Below are 21,106 nucleotides of genomic sequence, written 5' to 3' on the forward strand. Positions count from 1 at the left end.
GAGCGAGCGTTCGACCTGGTAGGCGAGAAGGGCTTCCTGGCTAATGGCTAGATGTGTCTTGTAACGAACAATGAATAAGCAGAAAGAAGACTATATTGAATGCAAACATCAGACCACCATTCTATAGATAAGTCTTTACACTCTCAACTTTCATCTCCTGATCTGGAACGCCTTTTTCATAATCCGATGAGGCTTGAATTACCCTATGATCGTCCCTGGAGCCCTGCTTCGCCGTCCTCATATGCTCAATATATCTTTCCAGTGAAGGCATCGCTATGGCAGCAAATGTCCTGGTTAGGTCAACAAGAAAACTACACTCCCCTGGTCATTTTATTCACAGCATTTTATTCACAGCTTATGCACTATACTGACATGAGTGGTATTGTGATTGGTGTTCCTTTGATCGATGAAGTGCCCGGTATACTTTTTCCTGCTATTCATATTACCGATAATCCTCCTGGTTCTATTGCCTTACAACGTGTTGACGAGGCAATACGCAGAGCTTATGCACAGCGTTGTACGCTTGAGCAATTGGTACAGGAGACTACACATCTGCAATTACGCGAACCGGGTGTATTTTGTCAGGCCTTACTCACATATAATCCTTCTTCGGACCCAAGCACTGATACTGCACATCAATCAGTACAAGATCTCCTTGCTCAATGTGCCGGGATTCAACTTGATTTTTCGCTTGATTTTAGCGCTAACTCTCTTGAAGAGCCAAGAGGAGTTGTGACGTATAATGCCGATGTTTTTGATGCTCTAACCGTCGCTCGAATGAGTGATCACTACCTCAATGCATTGAGTGATTTGGTTATGTATCCTCATCTGCGTCTCTCAGAACAGCATTTAGTAACCGCACAAGAGCAACAAAAGTTGCTCTTTGCCTGGGGTACAACACAAGCAGTGGTAATGCGAAGTGATGATACACTGATGCAATTATTTGAAAGGCAGGTGGAATGGACGCCAGATGCAGCGGCGATCTTTTTTGAGGATGCTTATCTGACGTTTGAAGAACTGAATCGGCGCTCCAATCAGCTTGCACATTATTTGCGATGGTGTGGTGTGCTGCCGGAAACTCCGGTTGGTATGTGCGTGGCGCGTTCATTGGAAATGATTGTAAGTGTGCTGGCTATTCTGAAATCGGGTGGCGTGTATCTACCCCTCGACCCAACATTTCCTGCTGAGCGGCTGACTTTTATGCTTGAGCATGCTCCGGCCCCTGTACTGATTACGCAGGAACTGCTCCAGAAAAAATTTGCTTCTCTATCGCTTAAACAGGTTATTTGCCTGGAACGCGATCAACTTTCGATTGCTCAGATGAACGAAGCCAATCCTCTTTCAGTCCTCACAGCAGATTATGCTGCCAGTATTTTTTATACATCAGGTTCGACCGGGCAGCCTAAAGGGGTTATTTGGTCACAGAGAGTTATCTTGAATGTGTGTGGATGGATATGGGAAATGTATCCTTTCGCCAAACAAGAAACGATGTGTTTACGAACCACCATTAGTTTCGGCCCTAGCCTAACAGAATTACTTGCGCCATTGTTGCAAGGACGTGTTGTTGGTGTCGCTACTGATCAGATTGTTGCTGACATTTCAATGATGGTTGTATTCCTTGCTGAAAGATACGTTACGCGTCTTAATGTTGTGCCTTCCCTGTTACGTGTTTTGCTTGATCATCTTGCGCAATCAAAAGAAAATTTGCCGCACCTTCTCTGGTGGAGAGCGTCGGGTGAAATGCTCACGCCCGAGTTGGCGATACGCTTTGGCCAGATATTGCCACATGCCACCTTGATAAATAATTATGGTGGTACCGAGATCCATGTCGCCACGTATCATGCGATGCATGATGAGCCTGATGGCGCGAGAAGGATTTTTGCGCGCGTCCCAATGGGAAGACCGATTCCCAATGTTCAGGTATATTTATTGGATAGCTATAAACGGTTGGTTCCAATCGGTGTGATTGGTGAGGTACATATAAGTGGTGCCGGGCTGGCACGAGGATACATAGGTCGCTCTGATCTCACGGCCGAAAAATTTTTGCCCAATCCATTTAGCTCTCATCCGGGAGCACGGATGTATAATAGCGGTGATCTTGCATGGTATCGAGCAGATGGAACGTTAGAGTATCTGGGACGTCGCGATCAACAAGTAAAGATACATGGTATCCGTATAGAACCGGCGGAAATTGAGATAAGATTAAAGCATCATCCAGCGGTAAAAATGGCTGTGGTGATGGCACGAGCGGATGTTCCTGGTGAAATACGCCTGGTTGCCTATGTGGTGCTCCGATATATTCAACCACACATCGCTTTTGAATTACGTCAATATTTACTGACTCAATTGCCGGCCTCCATGATCCCCACCGCTTTTGTTGTGCTAGAACATATGCCATTGTTGCCAAACAATAAAATCAATTTTCTGGGATTGCCTGCTCCTGAAAAAAACATCGATGAAAACTATGTTGCCCCTGGAACCCCCACGGAACACATTCTGGCTGATATCTGGTCTCAATTGTTGCATATTGATCAGGTCGGTGTGCATGATAATTTTTTTCTTCTGGGTGGGCATTCACTGTTGGCGGGCCAGGTTATTGCACGTATACGTCGTATTTTCTCTCTGGATGTGTCTTTAAAGAGCTTGCTTGAGGCTCCGACTGTAGCAGCATTTGGGAAACATATCGATGTCCTTCGCCAGATGCAACCGAAGCTATCGTTTTCCAGGCTTACTGCTATTGAGCATCCACATCGATTGCCGCTCTCATTTGCTCAGCAACGGCTCTGGTTTCTTTATCAACTTGATCCGGAAAGTGCTGCATATAATGTCTCTGAGGCGATTGTGATACAGGGAGAACTCAATCAGTACTATTTATGGCAAAGTTTGACGCAGCTCATCCAGCGGCATGAAATTTTACGCTTGACCTTCCATGTAGAGGCTGGTGAACCATACGCACTCCTCGCATCCAGTAGTTCATTAAGCCTACCTTTTATTGATTTGAGTTCTCTCCCTTCTCAATCGCGTAATAGTGCGCGTATGCAGTTGAGCCATCAGGAAGCATTGCGGCATTTTGATCTGGCTCAAGGTCCACTTTTGCGTGCTCATGTGTTGAAAATGAAGGACCGGGAGCATGTTCTATTGCTTTCATTGCATCATATTAGTATTGATGCGTGGTCTGTCACGATTCTTCATCGAGAATTGGCAACGCTGTATAATGCTCTCTTGCAAGGAATCCATGGCTCGTTGCCTGCGTTACCGATACAGTATCCAGATTTCTCTCTCTGGCAGCATCGTTGCTTGCAAGGTCAATACCTGGATGAGCAGCGTGAATATTGGAGGCAGCAACTTACCGGAGTTCCAGGCTTGCTAGAACTCCCTGTGGATGTGCCTCGGTCGCACATGCGACCATTTCATGGAGGGATGTATACCTTTCTTATTTCTCCTGCTATTTCTGACGCACTAAAAACTTTGAGCCAGCAGGAAAATGCCACACTGTTTATGACGTTGCTCGCAGCTTTTCAAATTCTATTGCATTTGTATACGGGGCAGGATGACATTCTCATTGGAACACCGATTGCCGGGCGTACACAGAGCGAGTTAGAGGGGTTAATTGGTTTCTTCGTCAATATTTTGTTGCTACGTACCACGTTCTCTGGCGATCCCAGTTTTCATGATGTACTGAAACAGGTTCGTCATCGAGCACTTGATGCGTATGATCATCAGGATTTTCCTGTTGAGCAGCTCATTGCCGAACTATTGCCGGAGAGGAATCTTGCCTATACTCCTCTCTTTCAAGTGCTTTTTGCCTTTCAGAACGTGCCGCGCACTGAGAGTTTTGCTCTGGGATCAGCATATGCTTTAACCGATGCAGGATGGAATATCTCCCGTAGTGTTCAAGGTACTGCAAAATTTGATATAAGTCTATTTATGGAGGAGACAGATCAGGGGCTACTTGCCTCATGGGAATACAGTACTGATCTTTTCTATGAGGAAACTATCAGGCGTTGGTCCGAGCAGTTTCAGACGTTGCTGGAAGCCATTGTCGAACACCCGAAGCGTCCACTTTCCCGACTCTCGATGCTCAGCGAGAGCGAACGCACGCTACTGCTCCAGGACTGGGGCCAATCCTCTGTGCCCGCTCCCACTGCCTCGGAAGATCTCACGCAGCGCCTGGCGCACCTGGTCGCCCGCCAACCCGATGCGATCGCCCTTGTCCAGGATGGACAGGCACTCAGTTATGCGCATCTCATCGCCCGAGCCACGCAGTATGCCCATCTGCTCCGTCTGGCCGGCGTCACCTCCGAACGCACCGTTGGCCTCTTGCTGCCTCGCTGCCTCGATCAACTCCTGCTCGTCCTGGCGATCCGCCTGGCTGACGGTGTCTGTGTCCCCCTGGAGGAGCATCTCCCCCTTGAACGACTCCGCTTCCAGATCGAGGACGCCCACCTGCACCTGCTCCTGACGCAACAGGAGACCCTGTCTACGCTCCCAGTCCTCCCCTGTCCCGCTCTCCTGCTGGAGCACATGATCACCGCGTCCTCCGCCCAACCCACCACCCCCGTCCCTACCTGCTCCGATCCAGAGTCGGCCGTCTCCTTCTTCTACACCTCCGGCTCGACCGGCCAGCCCAAAGCCGTCGTGACGCGCCAGCAGGGACTCCTGCGCCTGAGCCAGGATCCCCTCTTTGCCGCGATCGGCTCCGGCGATCGGGTCCTGCAGTATGCGCCACTGGCCTTCGATGCCTCCTCCTTCGAGTTCTGGGTCTGCCTGCTGCAAGGTGCCTGCCTGGTGCTGGCTCCGGCTGGCACCCTCTCCCTGGGGGAACTGGCGCGCCTGCTGCAGCGCGAGCAGATCAGCATCCTCTGGCTCACCGCCGCCCTCTTCCAGCAGATGATCCAGCAGGAACGAGCCTCCCTGCTCCCGGTGCGTCTCCTGCTGGCGGGCGGCGATGCCCTGGATCCCCAGGCCGTCCAGACCCTGCTGGCCCAGCGCTCTGATCCTCGGACCCGCCTGCTCAACGGCTATGGTCCCACCGAGAACACCACCTTTACCACCTGTGCCCTCCTGCAGCCTACCACGCGACCTGCTCCCCATGTCCCCATCGGGCGTCCCCTGCTCGCCACCAGCGTCTACGTGCTTGATGCCCAACTGCAACCCGTGCCCATCGGCGTCCCGGGCGAGCTCTACACCGGCGGCGATGGGCTGGCGCGTGGCTATCTGCACCAGCCCGCCCTCACCGCCGAGCGCTTCCTGCCCCATCCCTTCAGCCAGGAACCCGGCGCACGCCTCTACCGCACCGGCGATCGCGTCCGCTGGACCACGCAGGGGGAACTGGAGTTCCTGGGACGGCTAGATCAGCAAGTCAAGGTGCGCGGCCATCGCGTCGAACTGGAGGAGATCGAGGCGACCCTGGCTCGCTCGCCAGAAGTCCTGACCTGTGTCGTCCAGATCCAGACCGAGACCAGTGGCGATCCCCGCCCGGTCGCCTATCTGGAGCCCCGCCGCGAGGCTCGCGCCACGTTGCAGGACAGCCAGCAGGCGGTGGAGCACTGGCGTCACCTCTATGAACAAACCTATACCCCGAGCGGGACCCCGGTCGATCCACGCTTCAACACCACCGGCTGGGTCAGCAGTTACAGCGGGCAGCCCCTCTCGGAGCAGGAGATGCTGGCCTGGCTGGAGGAGACCCTGGCTCCGCTGGAAGCCCTGGGAGCACGCCGCATCCTGGAGATTGGCTGTGGCACCGGACTGCTCCTCACCCGCCTGGCTCCTCAGGCCGAGGTCTATTATGGCACCGATTTCTCCCCGGTGGTGCTACAGCAAGTACGGGAGCATGTGGCGTCGCAAGCAACCTGGGGAGACCGGGTCCAGCTCTTTGAGCAGACCGCCGATCAGGTGCGCACGCTGCCCATCGCCGCTGGCTCGCTGGATCTGATCATCCTCAACTCGGTTGTGCAGTACTTTCCTGATGCCGCCTATCTCCGTCAGGTGCTCCAGGATGCCCTGACCTTGCTGGCGCCTGGCGGCGTGCTCTTTCTCGGCGATGTGCGCAGCCTGCCCCTGCTTACCACCTATCATACCGCAGTCCAGGTAGCACATGCCCCCGAGACCCTGACGCGAGCCCATCTCCAGCATCACATCCAGCGCCAGGTGCTGCTGGAGGAAGAACTGGTGCTCGCCCCAGGCTTCTTTGTGCACTGGGCACAGCAGCAGCCGGCGATTGCCGATCTGCAGCTCTGGCCCAAAGGCGGGCAGGAGCACAACGAACTGACTCAGTTCCGCTATCAACTCCTGCTGCGCACCCATGCTCCCCAGGCTGAGGACAAAGTCAGCGCTGAACCAGCACCAGACGATCCCCAGGGGACCTGGTGGACGACATCGCTCACGCCGCAGACCTGGTCCGCGCTGGAGCACACCTTGCAGGACCCCTCCCGCACCTGGCTGGGCATCCGCGATGTCCCCAACGCTCGTCTCAGTTCCCTGCTCGCCGCCACCCGCTGGCTCAGCGGTACCACCGGACCGCAGACGCTGGGGGAATGGCACGCGTCGCAGCACACCGACCAGGAGCCAGGCATCGAGCCGGAAGCGCTACGAGCCCTGGGAGCGCACCTGGGTTATCGCGTCCAGTTCAGTTGGCTCCGCCACGACGAGCAGGGACGCTATGATGTCCTCTTTGTCCGTCCCACCTGCTCATCTGTTCCGGTCTTTCCGACACTCCATCTGCGAGAGGACCGACTGGCAGAACAGCCAACCACCAACTTTCCTCAGGAAGGGCAACGCCTGCGCACCCTTCCACTGCGGCTACGACAGGACGCCCTGGAGCAGTTGCCCGACTATATGGTTCCGGCCACCTTTGTGCTGATGCCCTCCTGGCCACTCACCCCCAACGGCAAGCTGGATCGGCGTGCCCTGCCACCACCGCTCTGGTCGGAGCGTCCTGCCGTTGAACAGGCCCTGATCCTGCCGCGTACCCCGCTGGAAGAGATTGTCGCCGAGATCTGGCAACAGGTGCTGGGAATTGCCCAGATTGGCGTGGACGATGACTTCTTTGCCCTGGGTGGTCACTCGCTACTGGCCACCCAGGTCATTGCTCGTCTGCGCGATGTTCTTCACTTTGAACTTTCTCTCCGTGCTCTTTTTGAGGCTTCTACCATTGCAACATTTACGGCTCTTATCTTGCAAAAATTGCTAGAGAACTTGGATGAAGGCTTGCTTAGTAATATAGAGAAATTACCACTAGATGAAGTGAAGGAGCATCTTTTACAAGATAAGATGTGAAGTGAACCCATTTTACTAGAATAGGGGGCTTTGTTGCAAGAAATAAGCTGATCTGCTAAAGTGAAGCGAAAAAGCAAATAACGCTTTTTCTGCAAAGCGCTACATGCCACGACGGATTCAACACCTCAGGCGCTTTCGAGGAAGGAGCACATAGCTTCGGTTGACCCCATCACCACGTCAGTTCCTCGTGTAATCAACGTCGATAAAAACGCGGCCAATCCCAAGGCCATTGCTGATCTGAAAGCCGCTGGAGTCCTGCCTGAACACGTGGAATTGAGGCAGGTGAAATACCTCAACAATCTCATCGAGCAAGACCACCGGTTCATCAAACGCTTGACGAAGCAGGAGATGGGCTTCTTTTCCTTCGAGACAGCGTGGCGAACCTTACAAGGCTTCGAGATGATGAATATGCTGAGAAAAGGGCAAGTACAAGGAGTGGCTAAAGCAGATGTAAGAGGGCAGATCACACTGGTCGCCACAACCTCAAGCACCCTTAAACCTTTACGAGCCTATTTGCTTATATTAGCTGCATTCGTTCTAGGATGGGAGATTATTATCCCATTTCTATATCATGCTACCGCTAATTGGATGAAAAACCTTCCAATCGGTTGGCAGCTCCTTACCCAAAATACCATACGTCTCATACCTGTACTGCTGATGTTTTTATTTCTCATTGGCAGCCGCTTGACACGCAAAGACCTCTTTCTCGTCAAAGGGAACATCGCAACACCAGTGTTTCCGCGCAAGCCCACGATATTCCACAGGCATTTTACCTGGAAGCATCTTGGCATCGCATTTATCTTATTGGCAGCACTGGTATTGCCGCCTTATCTGAGCATTACGCGACATCCTGACCTGCATAAAACCACACAACTTCTTATCAACGCTCCTCTTATTATCGTGTGTGCCATCTTAAATACGACGAGTGAGGAGCTCCAGTTTCGCTCTCTGATGCTATCAAGATTGCGACCGGCGATCGGTTGGCAACAGTCGCTCTGGTTAACCAGTACTCTTTTTGGTCTAGAGCACTTTTATGGGCAGCCATCTGGAGCTCTTGGCGTTCTCATGGCTGGTATCGCAGGTTTATTCTGGGGGATAAGCGTCTTGCAAACAAAAGGTATCGCGCTGGCATGGATCACCCATTTCATTCAAGATGTAGTCATCTTTTCACTGTTTATTCTTATGCAATGATCGCCTTGTACCCCTCCTTTTGGCCCTGACATGCTGACAAAATCAATGGTGGCTGTGCTACTAAAGACAAACGCTACCAGTGTGGCTAAATTAATCCGACATTGATGATGCGGTGAGTATGACTATCCACCGGTAGGTTCACCTCGACATCTTACCTGGTTACTATCGCCGATGCTTTGAAAATGGGGATCTCAGGTGGCAAGGTCTTGCGCCTTTCGCCTTCTTCCACTCTCGTGAAAATCATGCTGGAGGCTTTGTCCCTGTATACGGGCGCAATGGAAAGGGTGTACCGAGCAGGAAGGCACGAATAGAGGCCTGGTAAAGATCTGGTTGATCTCTATCGATGACATGTCCCGCATGAGGGAAGTACAGCAAGGTGGAGTTGGACAGAGTAGTTTTATATTGAGAGATAACATCCCACTTGATGTAGTTGCACCCTCCAACCATCAACAATGTTGGCGTGCGATTGGATGCCAGCAGGGTGCGCGGGTTTGGTCCTGCATGTTTTGTCTGAGCATCACTTGTCGTAAAGATGTTGTCGTAGAAGCCAAAGCCCTGTGGGATTTCGCGGAGCGTGGGGATCTGATTAGGATTACAGCTCACTCCTTTGATACTGTACTGGAACATCTTTCCCATGAACGCATCGGCTTCCTGATCAGAAACCAGATTATGGGCAGCGAGGGGATTGATCTGTAACAACTGCGTCCACAGCAGAAATCTCGGCTGCTTAAAGAGCGCTTTATACCGCTGCTGATCCGCTGCTGAAAGACGGGTCGCAGGTGTGACACTGTCCGCGCCCAGCCACTCTGCAGGATTGATGGGGCTGGGTGATTCTATGATAGCTTTCGCCACGCGGTCAGGGTGGGCGGCCATATAATTCGCCGTTAGCGTCCCTCCCCATGAGTCTCCATCGAGAATTACCTGCTGTACCCCGATGCGCTGGCGAATCGCTTCCAGGTCGGCGACGTGCCGAGCCACCGTATACTGATCGGGATCAGCGAAGCGAGCAGAGTAGCCACTGCCGATTTGATCATAGATGTAGACGTCGTAGCCGAGCCGGGTAAGCCAGTCAAAATGCTCTGACTGATACCTTCCGCCTGCTCCTGTATAGACATCCGCTTCTCCTGGTCCACCGCCTACCTTGATGACAGGGGTCGCTTTGGCAGTCCCCTGTGCAGAGATTTTCACATAGGCGATGTGCGATCCCGTAGAAAGATCCCAAAAGCTAACAGATGGCGGCGCTTGTGGTGGAGACTGAATATGAGAAGTGTCAGCGATAGGTTGCAAAATGGTCAGAGACGAGACCACAGCCAGAACGAGCATCGTTGCGACTCCCACACTCAAAGCTATTCTCCCGCGCCTGGCACGAGCAAGTATCCTGGCGGCGATCCACGCCAATCCAGAGGTCATGCCCAGGCCCACGAGAATGGCCATCAGGAACAACAGGCTGCTGGAATCCAGGAGATAGGCCGCACCAAAGAACGCCCCAACCGTGCCAACAACTCCGAAGATGATAGCCAGTACCATTACAAACCATCCTACTATCGACCGCATGACATGATGAAATGATCTGGCTCGTACTGTTTTTCCCTGAGAATTTGTCATAGAAGCTCCTTTTCTATAGAAAATTTCAGATGTTTTTTGTAGTAAGAAGTTTTTACGCAAGAAGAGACAAAAGAGTCACTCTTGGGATGAAGATTGCTCTTCCGGCCGATCATCCTGGGGAGTTGGCGCGGTGTGAGCAATGAGATGCAACACCCACTCACGTTCTCCTGGCCTGTTCTGTGATTGGTGGAACGGCTCAACCAGAGCCTTGATCTGCTGACGCAACTGCTGGAGATCTTCCTGATTGAGCCGGAGAACGTAGCTGGAGAGAGCGAGGGATTCTGGCGTATCGGGATGGGCTGCTCGACGTGCAAAGACCTGCGATACACCCTCAATCACCTGATCCAGCAGCTCGTTGACAGGAGCAGTTATCTCGCCAGCTGTGGAGAAACGCAAGAGGTCGGAGGCGAGAAAGTTTTTAGCGACGGCCCGGTAATATTTTTCGAGGACACCACCTCGCTCGCGCTTCTCAACCAGCTTGACGAGACCAGCCCGCTCCAGTTCATGCACATGGTAATGCATTTTCGCTGTCGTCTGACCTAATTCCCCACCCAGATGGGTCAGGGTCATAGGCTTGCGGACCAGGCGGTCAACAATCCGCATGCGCAGCGGGTCAGCAATGGCACGCAATTGTTCAGGGCTCTCAAGAAGAAAGGTCTCTGCGATGTCTTCCATAGTCGTTCCTTGTTCCCGGGTTTGCAACTCCTCTCCAGGAGTTATCTATTTTGAACCAGTTCAATTTTTTGAACTGGTTCAATCATACAAAGTAATGCTGATTTTGTCAAGCGCAGAAAATTATTGCCGGTATTGTCAGTCTCAGCCCTTTCAGACTCTCCACGTTCTTTGAGGGTCTTCTTTGCGGGCTCTTTAAGGGGGGAGATAAATCTAGAGGTATACATACTTGAGGTGTGCTCACACCTTGCTACGATACCCCCAAACAGGCTCTCAAGCAGTACCACCGAAAGTCTCGGCATCAAGAGGCTGGACCATCGAACCAGGCTGATGAAAAGCATTACACTTGAAGCAGACAAGATGATCATCATGCTTCTTCCTCAAGAACTGGAGCAGGCTATGAATATGCTATGCAGCACGATTCGCTACAGACCAATTTATTCTATACAACAAGTAGCTCCTATCACATACGCGTTTTTTGGCCCTCCATGTGATATGCTTCTTTGCAAGAACTTCGAACCGGGAAAAGGGGACTTGCATTCTCACTCGTAATACTCAGGCAGCTTTTTCAGCCCTTCCCACTGCTCCTTGTCATGACCGAAAATCACCAGCCCGATATGCTCCCGTTCGACCAGATCAAGCAGTTTCATCGTACTAATACGGATCGCTTCGGCATCTGGGTTGCTGCTGTCGTCCTGCTCGTCACGGGTAAAGCTCTTGCTGAAGGGTACAGCGTCAATCGGCAATAAAATCGCCCCCGTTTTGGGCAACCGCACCAGCACCGATTGATGTCCCGGCACATGCCCACTCGTCTCAATCAGTTCCAGCCCCGGCAACAGTTCCGTGTCTCCATCCACCAGCCGAATGCGCTCCATGGGCTGATCCCATTGGGGTCGATTAGCAGCAAAACGTGGATTGCTCGCCGCATCCAAATGATGCACACGCTGAACAATATAGTGCGCCTTCGTGAATGCCGCGTGTCTTCCGGCATGGTCGATATCATAATGCGTCGAAATAACTATATCAATATTCTCCGGTTTTAAGCCAATACGCGCCAACTGCTCGATAACATCCTGCCCATTCTCGAACTCCGATTCTCCTTCAGGCATACTCTCCGGCAGACCACTGTCAACCAGTATATTCTTGCCATCACTCGTTTGCACCAGATAGCACACAATCGGAATCTGGTATTCCGGCATGGACCCAACCTGCATCAGATAAAGATGCTTCATCGTATTTTGGCTCATAAGCTCCTCCTCAAATTAAAATATGTACTCTATCATATCAATCATATTGTCGTTCATACCGGTCTAGTATTAGCAGAAAGCAACCATCAGGCCTATCGATCTTGTGCACAAAGGTCTTCCGCTCCCTCATTGCATGCAAGACATTCTACCGTCAAACCTGAGCAAAAAACTTCTCCAATCTTGCTCTTTTGGCCATGTAAGTGGTCAGGAGCAGATGTCCTGCAGAATTAGGCAGGAGAATATCTGGGAGTAGGGCCAAATCGTTAGCATTATCCAGAACGCAGTGTCTTTGTTCCGCCAAGATACAATTGGTTTTGCATCAGTAGGGAGGACCTGCAGGTGCGCAAAGGGAAAGTTCACGGGGCATACCAGAAGAGGAATGACACGCGCTCTGGACCCATGCCCGTGTACATACGCCTGAACAATTTGAACTATGGAGTCAGATGGTGAGCTTAGTGATGAACCAATTGTGTCTGGCACGACCATGAGGACTGGGCTTGAGGTGATGCTCTCACTGGGAGCGATCCAGACGCCAAAGCTGTTGATACAATCGGGGATCGGAGATCGGAGATCAAAAAGCTCTGCTCTAGAGCTCATTCCCCTTTACAAATTTCTCTGCTGACTTTATTATTACTGATGAATCAGCAATATCGAGATTACGCCGGAATTTTACTATCCAGATTAATACGTCTATTTGAATTGAATAACATCTATTTATTGCTCTACTCAAGATAGGAGCGAAGTTTATGAATGCCTCTCCGTTTTTTTGTAATAACTGTGGCGCAGAAAATAGCGCAGATACTCTTTATTGTCAATTTTGCGGAGAATATCTCCGTAAAGAGATTTCTCATGCTTCTCACATCGTTACGTCTGAACCTCAAAAGTTTCTTCACCAACGTTATCGCATTGTTACCACACTCGGTCAAGGTGGGATGGGCACTGTTTATAAAGCTGAAGATGTTCAGTTAGGGAACCGTCTGGTCGCGATCAAGGAGATAGATCGAACACATCTCAATAAAGAGGATAGTGTGGACGCATCAGATAACTTCAAACGTGAAGCACATATGCTCGCTGGACTCACCCATCCAAATTTACCCAGTATCCATGATTATTTTGAGGAACAGGAATGCTGGTATCTTGTGATGAGTTACATTGAGGGACAGACGCTTGAAGACTATTTTGTTGTGAGAGAAAAAAAACTTACCCTCGTGGAAACACTCTCCATTGCCACAACCCTCTGTTCTGTTCTTAGTTATCTGCATTCGCATCAGCCACCAATTATCTTCCGTGACCTGAAGCCAACAAATATTATGCGCACGTCGGAAGGTCATATCTATCTCATCGATTTTGGCATTGCGCGTCACTTCAAACCGGGCCAGGCAAAAGACACTGCGAACTATGGATCGGCTGGCTATGCTTCACCCGAACAATATGGACGTGCTCAGACAACTCCTCGCTCGGATATCTATAGTCTTGGTATTTTGCTTTATCAACTGATATCAGGGTATGATCCATCGTTATCACCTTTTCATCTTCCTCCTCTGATGGCTGATCAACTGAATATCCCCGCCAGGCTTGTCGACTTGGTCACACAGATGACAAAACTTGATGAAAAGGAGAGGCCAGCCAGCATGAACGTTGTGCAAGAAAAGCTCCGCGAGCTTGCTCTATCCGATATGTCAACATCCCTTCCTCAAAGGGAACAAACTTTATCTAAGGAGCCATCTGTATATAAACAGATTGATGAACCAGTACGTGTATATAAGCAGGTTACCGCATCTGCTCAAAATGATAATTCACAACTTCATGAGTTACAGTGGATACGTGAAACTCCAGGGCGGGAGCAATCTTCCCAGCAAATGTCCTTTGCTTCTCCATTGGCATCTGCTCCTACAAATAGGCATAAGTCAGCACCGTGGCGCAGATTTTGGTTGGTTGTGGGAATGATTTTTGGGATAGTACTGGCATTTTTAGGAAGTGTAAGTTTTTCTGACGCCTTTTTTAATCAAATAAATCATGTGAGCACAAGTGATCCAGCTGGAGACTATGTTTTTAGTTCAATTTTTCTGCTGCCAGGGCTTTTTCTGTTGGCAAAAAGCACGATATCGGTCATCGGTAAATATATTGGTATTCCAATCATTCTACTTGGCATTATTATCATCCTGGCTGGGTTGGCGTCCAGTAGTCAATTTGTTTCCTATCTTATTGGAGGAGCATTTACCATACTGATGGGTGCGATAATGTATATATTCTCACGGGGCCGAAAATGGTAGCTGTTCTGGACTGTAAAATTGATAATAGGTGCTGCTCAATTTTCTGCGTCAGTACGTTCCTTGAGTGCTTGAAGTTTCCATTTGAGCATGTTGCCATCTGGCTCAAGACGTTGCATCCCGACCCTTTCGAGCACTTTGATGGAGCCAATGTTATCATCGAGGCACTCTGCTACGATCGCCTCGATCCTTTGTGTACGAAAGGCCCAGTCGATGATGCTCTGCGCCATCTCGGTGGCATACCCTCGCCCACGATATTCGGGGATGATGCTATAGCCGAGTTCGAGCAAGCCCGCTTCGTCTGGTTCGCCGTGGAAACCGATGCTACCAATCGCAATCTGATCAGCTGTATGGATGATGATTCCATCCCAGACACGTCCCGTTGGATCGTTCTCCATTACTTTTATAAAGAACGATAACGCATCTGCCAGATCAGGCCCCGGCCAGGAATCAGGAACATGCACTCCAATCAGTTCAGCAAATAACGCTCTATCAGCTATCACTGCCCTCTTGAGCTCCAGCGTAAAAGGAAGCAATTTGAGATGTTCCGTCTCTAGTATCTGCATCATGAATATCCTTTTCTCTCCTTTATGGAAGTATACCCATAATAACAATATATGTCGAGCTATTGTCCAGCATACTTAAAAACGCCTGAAGTATTACTCTGTCGGGGCGATATTTGAAGGTCTGAGATGAAGCGGGGATATCCAGCATGTGGCTGTGGAATTGAATGTCGTGTATAATACAGCACGCAACCATATTGATGAAATTGTTGCTGCCTTGGAGTATTCATTTGAGTATGAGGGCGCTTCTGAAAATTCACATGTCAACGATTTTCAGTGGAACCTCGTACCAGGAGAACAGTAAGTTGTCCCGAATCTGACCATCCGCATCGCCTGAACCCATCGTCACTGACCCATGACAGAGAAAGTTGAGCATGTAGCAGCCATGAAACGCATAGGATTTCTCACCTTTGGCCATTATCAGTCCGGGCACGTATCGGCAGTCCCCACTGCTCGCGACGCCATTCTCCAGACCATTGAGCTCGCTGTAGCGGCTGAGGAGATCGGCCTCGACGGAGCGTACCTGCGCGTCCACCACTTCGCCCGCCAGCAGGCCTCACCATTCCCTGTTCTCGCCGCAATCGCCGCACGCACGCAGCGGATCGAAATGGGGACCGCTGTCATCGACATGCGCTACGAGAATCCCCTCTACATGGCCGAGGAAGCCGCTCAGACCGACCTCATTGCTGCTGGCAGGTTACAGCTCGGCGTCAGTCGCGGCTCACCCGAGCACGCCCTCAACGGGCCTGAGCTGTTCGGCTATGTTCCCGCCACTGGCGAGACGCCAACTGATATGGCCCACCGTCATACAGAGCGCTTTCGCCAGGCCATTGCTGGTACCGGCATCGTCAGGTCGGATCCACGAATGACTGGCGGACGGTCGCAATTGCTGCCAATCCAGCCACAGTCTCCTGCGCTCAAAGAGCGTATCTGGTGGGGCTCCGGTACCCGCGCGACCGCCCGCTGGGCCGGAGAACAGGGGATGCACCTGATGAGCTCGACGTTGCTTACCGAGGACACCGGTGTCCCCTTCGACGAGCTCCAGGCCGAGCAAATTGCCATTTTCCGCCAGGCGTGGCAAGATGCAGGTTGGCAGCACGAACCTCGCGTCTCCGTCAGTCGCAGCGTGCTCCCCATCGTCAATGATTTCGACGAGGCGCTGTTCGGGAATGAGCGCCACTCCACGGACCAGATTGGCATCTTACCGGATATCGGCAATCCACAGTCGCGGTTTGGCAAGACCTATGCTGGTGAACCGGACGTCATCGCGGAACAACTCGCCAAAGACGTTGCTGTTCGCGAGGCCGATACCTTGCTGCTCACGGTCCCAAACACCCTCGGTGTGGACTACAACATCCACCTGCTCACCACCATTGTCGAGCACATCGCGCCAGCGATCGGCTGGCAACGCGCCGTCTGACCTTCACCTCACATGGTCGCGGAGACCAGACCCCCTGCAACGGTGTCTACCCCGCGACCTCATCCTGCCGCCACATCTGGTCTTCCAGTATCCTCCAACAGATCAACTCCTCTACAACCTCCCTCTCTCACCAGATTACCGCCACTATTGCCATTGCGTCCAAGGGTAGCCCTGTTTCTTCCGTCACTTCCCTGTCTCCCGAGACGAGACGAAGGTATGCTTATGTCCCAATTCAAGCCAACCTGTAGATGAACTTATGCTAACCGTTGAGAAGATTCGTCAACAAGATTTAGGCTTCACGGTTACCTATCAAGGGAGCAATGAGTTGGGGGAATTATGCTCTGCTTTCAACGAGCTGCTGCTTATTCAGGATGACTGATACTTCTCAGCCTGCATATGATACAGTTTCGCATATAATCCGTTCTTTGCCTGAAGCGTCTCATGTGTACCAACTTCGTGAATAGTTCCCTGCTCAAGAACGGCAATTTCATCTGCCATACGAATGGTACTAAAACGATGCGTGATAAGAATACTTGTGCGTCCTTGTACCAGGAGACGAAATTGTTGGTACAATTCATATTCGGCCTGTGCGTCAAGAGCCGCTGTCGGCTCATCTAAGATGAGCATATCTGTATCGCGCATAAACATACGGGCTAGAGCCAATTTCTGCCACTCGCCACCTGAAAGATCAACGCCTTCCTGTTCTTCCGCAAGCCAGCGGCTCAATATGGATTGATATCCATCAGGAAGAGCTTTAATACGATTATGAATACCGGCCTGTTTTGCTGCCCGATAGATGTGTTGTTGCGGCTCACTACATCTGAGATTTCCCAGGCCAATATTTTCATAAGCAGAAAGCTCATAATGAGCAAAATCTTGGAAAATAGCGCTTATATGCTGACGGTATTCGTCAACATAAAATTCGCGGATATCAACATCATCCCAGAGAATCCGACCTTCTGTGGGATCATACAAACGTGTCAGAAGCTTGACCAGGGTTGTCTTGCCAGCCCCATTCAGGCCAACCAGTGCAAGACAGCGATGAGCTGAGATAAAAAGATTCACATGACGTAATATCCAGGGATGCTGATCGCTATAACGGAAAGAAACATCGACCAGCGTAATACCATCTTCCAATGGAAAAATCGTTCGCGGCTGGCTGGCCATGGTCAGTGGCTGTTCCATATTCATGAGTTGATCATATTGATGAAAGAACAAAAGACTACTATTTACCTGAGAGAGCGATACTGCACCACTTTCCAGAGCCACCTGGACACTTGTAACAGCATTCAGATAGAGCGCAATATCGCCAATACTCACGCTGCCAAGAAAAGCCTGGAACAAGGCCAAAAAAAATGCCCCCGTTGCAGCAAGACTTGCGAACAAGGCCAAAAGCATTTGCCAGAGTAGTTCTCGCTGTTGCTGTTTACGTTGCGAGTGATGAATTTCACGCATAGTAGTGACAAATTTTTCCAAAAAATATCCACCCACTTGAAAGAGCCGAACTTCTTTCGCAAAGGCAACCCATGAGAGGACCTGACCGTAATAGGATGCACGACGCTCCTTCCCACTATTGCTAAAAAGAAGCTGAAAGCGCTGCTGACCAAACTTCATCTGGATCAGAAACTGGGGCACAACCGACAGACAGACAATGAGTATTAGCCAGGGACTGAGCTCCATAAGGATACTAAAGAATGCCAGCAACGTGATTGCATATTGAAGCAAATTCATAAAGATAGTAAGTGTCTGTGCAGGAACGAGCTCAACGTTACGCGATGTCATTTCAATTGTCGTATGAAACGCTGGGTCTTCAAAACAGGCTAACCCTTCCAAAGTATTCAATTTGCGATAGATACTCTGTCTGACAGTCATTGTCAGCTCACGCCCGATATCGGCGCTGAGATAGATCGTTAGCGGAGAAAGCAGTTGGCTGAGCAGATAGATAAACCCTTGAGCAATCAATAACCAGAGCACCTGAGCCCATGAGAAGAGGTGGGTTTGAAAATTTTGCGCCAGAAGATCAAATAATGTTTTTGTAATCCAGGCATTCGCCAATGGGATTACCCCTTGTAGCCCTTGCAGAAACACCAAAAAAACGAGATGCATGGGACCAGCTTGCCAGGCAAGGGCAAGGATTTTCCCAAGCGTATACAGAGCATCTTTGCTGGCATACAACCAACGACGAAATATATTCATAAATTCTTTTCTTGCCCATCTCCAGAGAGCATAGCTGGTGTATCACTCGCCAGAGAGATGCGTATTCCAATCTTTTTCTTCAGAGCACAAATATCTCCAATCAGAGAATGTTTGGGGCAGGGATCCGCCGGCTTCAATCTTGCCTTGCTCATCGATAAGATAATACATAGGGGTAACCTGGATGTGATAATCATTGTAGACAGAGTATTCGCTTTGTGGCGCGATAAGAACGGGGAACTTAATAGACAAATCAGCCGCCATTTGTCGAGCACGTTCCTGCGTTTCATTGCACACAATCATGAAACAGCATCCTTTATGAGCCAGATGTTGCGCTTGTTGGAGAATCAAAGGCAATTCTTGCTGAGCAATAGTATGATAGGCAGTAAAAAGCAATACAATTTTCTGTCCACGTACATCTTGCAAAGAAAACTTTGTTCCATCAATCGTCGCGACGGTAAAATTAGGTGCCTTATGCTTGGGTGGCAGAATAGCAATATTGATCGGATCTAGGCTCGTAGAACGACTAGAAATGCTCGCTTTAAAGGTGAGGAGCACAATACCTCGCACAGAAGAACAGGGAATTGGTCCCCAATGACGTGAATCGCGACTCGCAGCAGCATTATCACCGCGCACAAAGATGTGTCTTTTCGGTACATCCCACGTTCTGATCCCTTCTTTGCTTTTCATTGCTCTGCGACACGTTTCGAAGGTATCAGACTCTGCATAGCATTCTCCTGCCAGGGCAACGACGCGCTTAATCACCAGAAAGGATGCAGATGAGCACTCATCATGCTCATCTGTCTGTTGAAAAATAATCATGCACCCTTTTTTCATTTTTTCGCTCTTCCAGATACGTCGTACAAGTACACGATCACCAGGATTGAGCGCTGGAGACATACTCTGCCCTTGAACTGTTACCAGGATGAAAGAGGTACGCAGAAAAGCCAGTAATAATAAGCAGAAGACAACAATGCAGACGCACAAGATCACGATCATCACAAAAGCTCCTCAATCCTTTATGCAATGAGAGTTTTCCACTCTGTACTGAGGGGACTCAGCGATCCAGTACTGGTTACAATGGCATTCTCATTGAAAAAGCAGAAAGAAGGCGTGGCTGTGATCTTATAATCTGCAAAAAAAGAACTACTCGTTGCTGGAGCGGTAATCACCGGCAGGGAAAGATCAAATTCTTCTACCATCTGATGAGCCTGCTCGCGATCCGCTCCACAGACAATAATGACTTTCGCAGTCGTGGACGACGAAGACGCCATCAAGCCATTGAGAAGGGGCAGCATATCACGGCAAGCAGGACAGTCCGGAGTAACAAAGGCAAAGAGATGCGGTCTCCCTTTATAATCATCCAGAGTCACCGGCTTCCCTTCAAGCGTTTGAGCGCTGAACGGTGGTGCTGGCGTTCCAGCACTGAGTGAAGACATTTGATGAAAAGAAGACATCGAAGATAATAAATTGACGCGACGAATGAGCGCCAATGTGAGCAAGAGATTGAGCAGAACAATACATACCAATATGATAAAACCACCAATAAAGAAGTTTTGCAAGAAAAAATCCTTTCATTCAGGCATGAGGGTTATTCTGTATCAAACGTGCAATCTCCCCACATTGGCTCCAGACAGTGACAAAAACACATGCCCCGATTCCCAGCAGTAAGCAGTCGCTCCAGTTGAGCGACTGCTTACTCCCATGAAGCAACAAGCAAGTGGCAACACCGCAGAGCACACAGAGAAGAAATCCTCCATTCCGCCAGATATCAATGATCGTGATAGCTTTTTCATGAACACCAAAGCAATTGCAGGAAATACTCATCTTCCTCTTTATGACCACAGCAAACAAACAAGAAAAAGATACAAGTAATACACCCGCAAGCAGAAAGCCAGGCAAGAGAAATATTCCTCCAAAAAGCATGCAAAGCATAATTAGACATTCTGCGCCAATTACAAGGAAAGTTGCACTGGCGCTAAAAGAAGCAGGAATTATTCGGAAATTCCTGATAGTCTGTTGAAAGGCTGCGATATTGTGCAGTTTGCCACCCAGGGATACGAAAAACAGGAATCCTGTTGCCATCTGACAAAAAACAAGCGCATAGGAATACATGTTCATACAAGCAAAAACTGATTAGCAGCTGCAATTGTAGTAAGTGCATGTGTCATGACTGCTGCTTGTTCCTTCAACATGAAGGCACAAATATTTCCCATAGTAAATCCCTCCCTGGCCGCAAGCGACTGTTCCACACTTATAATAGGCATAACCGCTGGCAAGAGCAACTTCCGACGGAAGGATACGTTCACTAATCGCAGCAATCAGCGTATTTAGCGGGCCGGATTTATGCATGAGATGGTCAATTTTTGACAACAAAGTAGACATATGTTTTCCCTTTCGTACAAATCCTTCACTTGAAGTGCTTGTATAACCTATATACATTTCAAGGGAAGAAGGCTACTCATTTAATCCTACTCCTATTAGTCGCAATAATAAACAAAATGTTGCACTTTCCCTACCTAAGTACTACTCTCCCCTCAAAAAAGTGTATTGTAGTGAATATCCTTGCAGTAAAAGCTACCCTGGCTCATAAATATCAAGAAAAGCGCTAAGACAGCTTCACCCTGTTGTACTCAAGCCACCAGCTTCAATGACGTGGATCGCGTC

Annotated in this window: 13 protein-coding genes and 2 pseudogenes; 6 read left to right on the top strand and 9 right to left on the bottom strand. The window is 50.0% G+C overall.

The genetic code is table 11. The annotated features are described in order from the left end of the window. Positions 1-99 precede the first annotated feature (99 nt). The 3 genes and pseudogenes from AC27N8_RS00790 to AC27N8_RS00800 all read left to right on the top strand — a co-directional run bounded on the left by AC27N8_RS00790 (position 100) and on the right by AC27N8_RS00800 (position 8,469). The gene (locus AC27N8_RS00790) at positions 100-7,278 is read left to right on the top strand and encodes an amino acid adenylation domain-containing protein (protein WP_487062970.1); all 7,179 of its coding nucleotides are present in this window, start codon (positions 100-102) and stop codon (positions 7,276-7,278) included. A 174-nt stretch (positions 7,279-7,452) separates the two neighbouring features. Further along, positions 7,453-7,755: pseudogene (locus AC27N8_RS00795) on the top strand (DDE-type integrase/transposase/recombinase); the annotation flags it as partial. Next, on the top strand, positions 7,747-8,469 hold the full coding sequence (locus AC27N8_RS00800) for a CPBP family intramembrane glutamic endopeptidase (RefSeq protein WP_487067876.1): 723 nt from the start codon (positions 7,747-7,749) through the stop codon (positions 8,467-8,469). The pseudogene AC27N8_RS00795 and the gene AC27N8_RS00800, both read left to right, overlap by 9 nt. A gap of 240 nt (positions 8,470-8,709) precedes the next feature. Here the strand turns inward: AC27N8_RS00800 and AC27N8_RS00805 are convergent, their stop codons facing one another. The 4 genes from AC27N8_RS00805 to AC27N8_RS00820 all read right to left on the bottom strand — a co-directional run bounded on the left by AC27N8_RS00805 (position 8,710) and on the right by AC27N8_RS00820 (position 11,993). Then, positions 8,710-10,074, bottom strand: a complete 1,365-nt coding sequence (locus tag AC27N8_RS00805; RefSeq protein WP_487062972.1) for an alpha/beta fold hydrolase — start codon at positions 10,072-10,074, stop codon at positions 8,710-8,712. Between the two features lie 75 nt (positions 10,075-10,149). Next, positions 10,150-10,749: an ArsR/SmtB family transcription factor gene (locus AC27N8_RS00810; RefSeq protein WP_487062974.1), complete on the bottom strand. Its 600-nt coding sequence runs from the start codon at positions 10,747-10,749 to the stop codon at positions 10,150-10,152. Positions 10,750-10,790: 41 nt separating this feature from the next. Next, entirely contained in the window at positions 10,791-11,117 is a 327-nt protein-coding gene (locus AC27N8_RS00815) for a hypothetical protein (RefSeq protein WP_487062976.1), read from the bottom strand. A gap of 171 nt (positions 11,118-11,288) precedes the next feature. Further along, positions 11,289-11,993: an N-acyl homoserine lactonase family protein gene (locus tag AC27N8_RS00820; protein WP_487062978.1), complete on the bottom strand. Its 705-nt coding sequence runs from the start codon at positions 11,991-11,993 to the stop codon at positions 11,289-11,291. 746 nt (positions 11,994-12,739) lie between these two features. Here AC27N8_RS00820 and AC27N8_RS00825 point away from each other — a divergent pair. Then, on the top strand, positions 12,740-14,266 hold the full coding sequence (locus tag AC27N8_RS00825) for a serine/threonine-protein kinase (protein WP_487062980.1): 1,527 nt from the start codon (positions 12,740-12,742) through the stop codon (positions 14,264-14,266). Between the two features lie 35 nt (positions 14,267-14,301). Here the strand turns inward: AC27N8_RS00825 and AC27N8_RS00830 are convergent, their stop codons facing one another. Then, positions 14,302-14,832, bottom strand: coding sequence for a GNAT family N-acetyltransferase (locus AC27N8_RS00830; protein ID WP_487062982.1), 531 nt, complete (start codon positions 14,830-14,832; stop codon positions 14,302-14,304). Between the two features lie 379 nt (positions 14,833-15,211). On the opposite strand from AC27N8_RS00830, the gene AC27N8_RS00835 reads away from it, so the two are divergent. Together AC27N8_RS00835 and AC27N8_RS00840 are read left to right on the top strand one after the other, a co-directional pair. Beyond that, positions 15,212-16,246 (top strand): LLM class flavin-dependent oxidoreductase, encoded by a 1,035-nt coding sequence (locus AC27N8_RS00835; RefSeq protein WP_487062984.1) that lies wholly within the window; start codon positions 15,212-15,214, stop codon positions 16,244-16,246. A gap of 247 nt (positions 16,247-16,493) precedes the next feature. After that, positions 16,494-16,625, top strand: a pseudogene (locus AC27N8_RS00840) (HAMP domain-containing protein); the annotation flags it as partial. On the opposite strand, the gene AC27N8_RS00845 reads toward AC27N8_RS00840, so the two are convergent. The 4 genes from AC27N8_RS00845 to AC27N8_RS00860 are packed head-to-tail and all read right to left on the bottom strand — an operon-like array spanning position 16,613 to position 20,560. Beyond that, complete coding sequence (locus tag AC27N8_RS00845) at positions 16,613-18,442, bottom strand: ABC transporter ATP-binding protein (RefSeq protein ID WP_487062986.1); 1,830 nt, start codon at positions 18,440-18,442, stop codon at positions 16,613-16,615. The pseudogene AC27N8_RS00840 and the gene AC27N8_RS00845 overlap by 13 nt on opposite strands. A gap of 42 nt (positions 18,443-18,484) precedes the next feature. After that, positions 18,485-19,438 carry a signal peptidase I gene (gene lepB / locus AC27N8_RS00850; RefSeq protein WP_487067878.1) on the bottom strand — a complete coding sequence of 318 codons (954 nt, stop codon included), beginning with the start codon at positions 19,436-19,438 and terminating at the stop codon, positions 18,485-18,487. A gap of 20 nt (positions 19,439-19,458) precedes the next feature. Then, the gene (locus AC27N8_RS00855) at positions 19,459-20,001 is read right to left on the bottom strand and encodes a TlpA family protein disulfide reductase (RefSeq protein WP_487062988.1); all 543 of its coding nucleotides are present in this window, start codon (positions 19,999-20,001) and stop codon (positions 19,459-19,461) included. A gap of 16 nt (positions 20,002-20,017) precedes the next feature. After that, a complete protein-coding gene (locus tag AC27N8_RS00860) occupies positions 20,018-20,560 on the bottom strand; it encodes a MauE/DoxX family redox-associated membrane protein (RefSeq protein ID WP_487062989.1) in 543 nt (180 codons plus the stop codon). Positions 20,561-21,106 lie beyond the last annotated feature (546 nt).

The organism is Dictyobacter sp. Z7_2 (assembly GCF_057551105.1).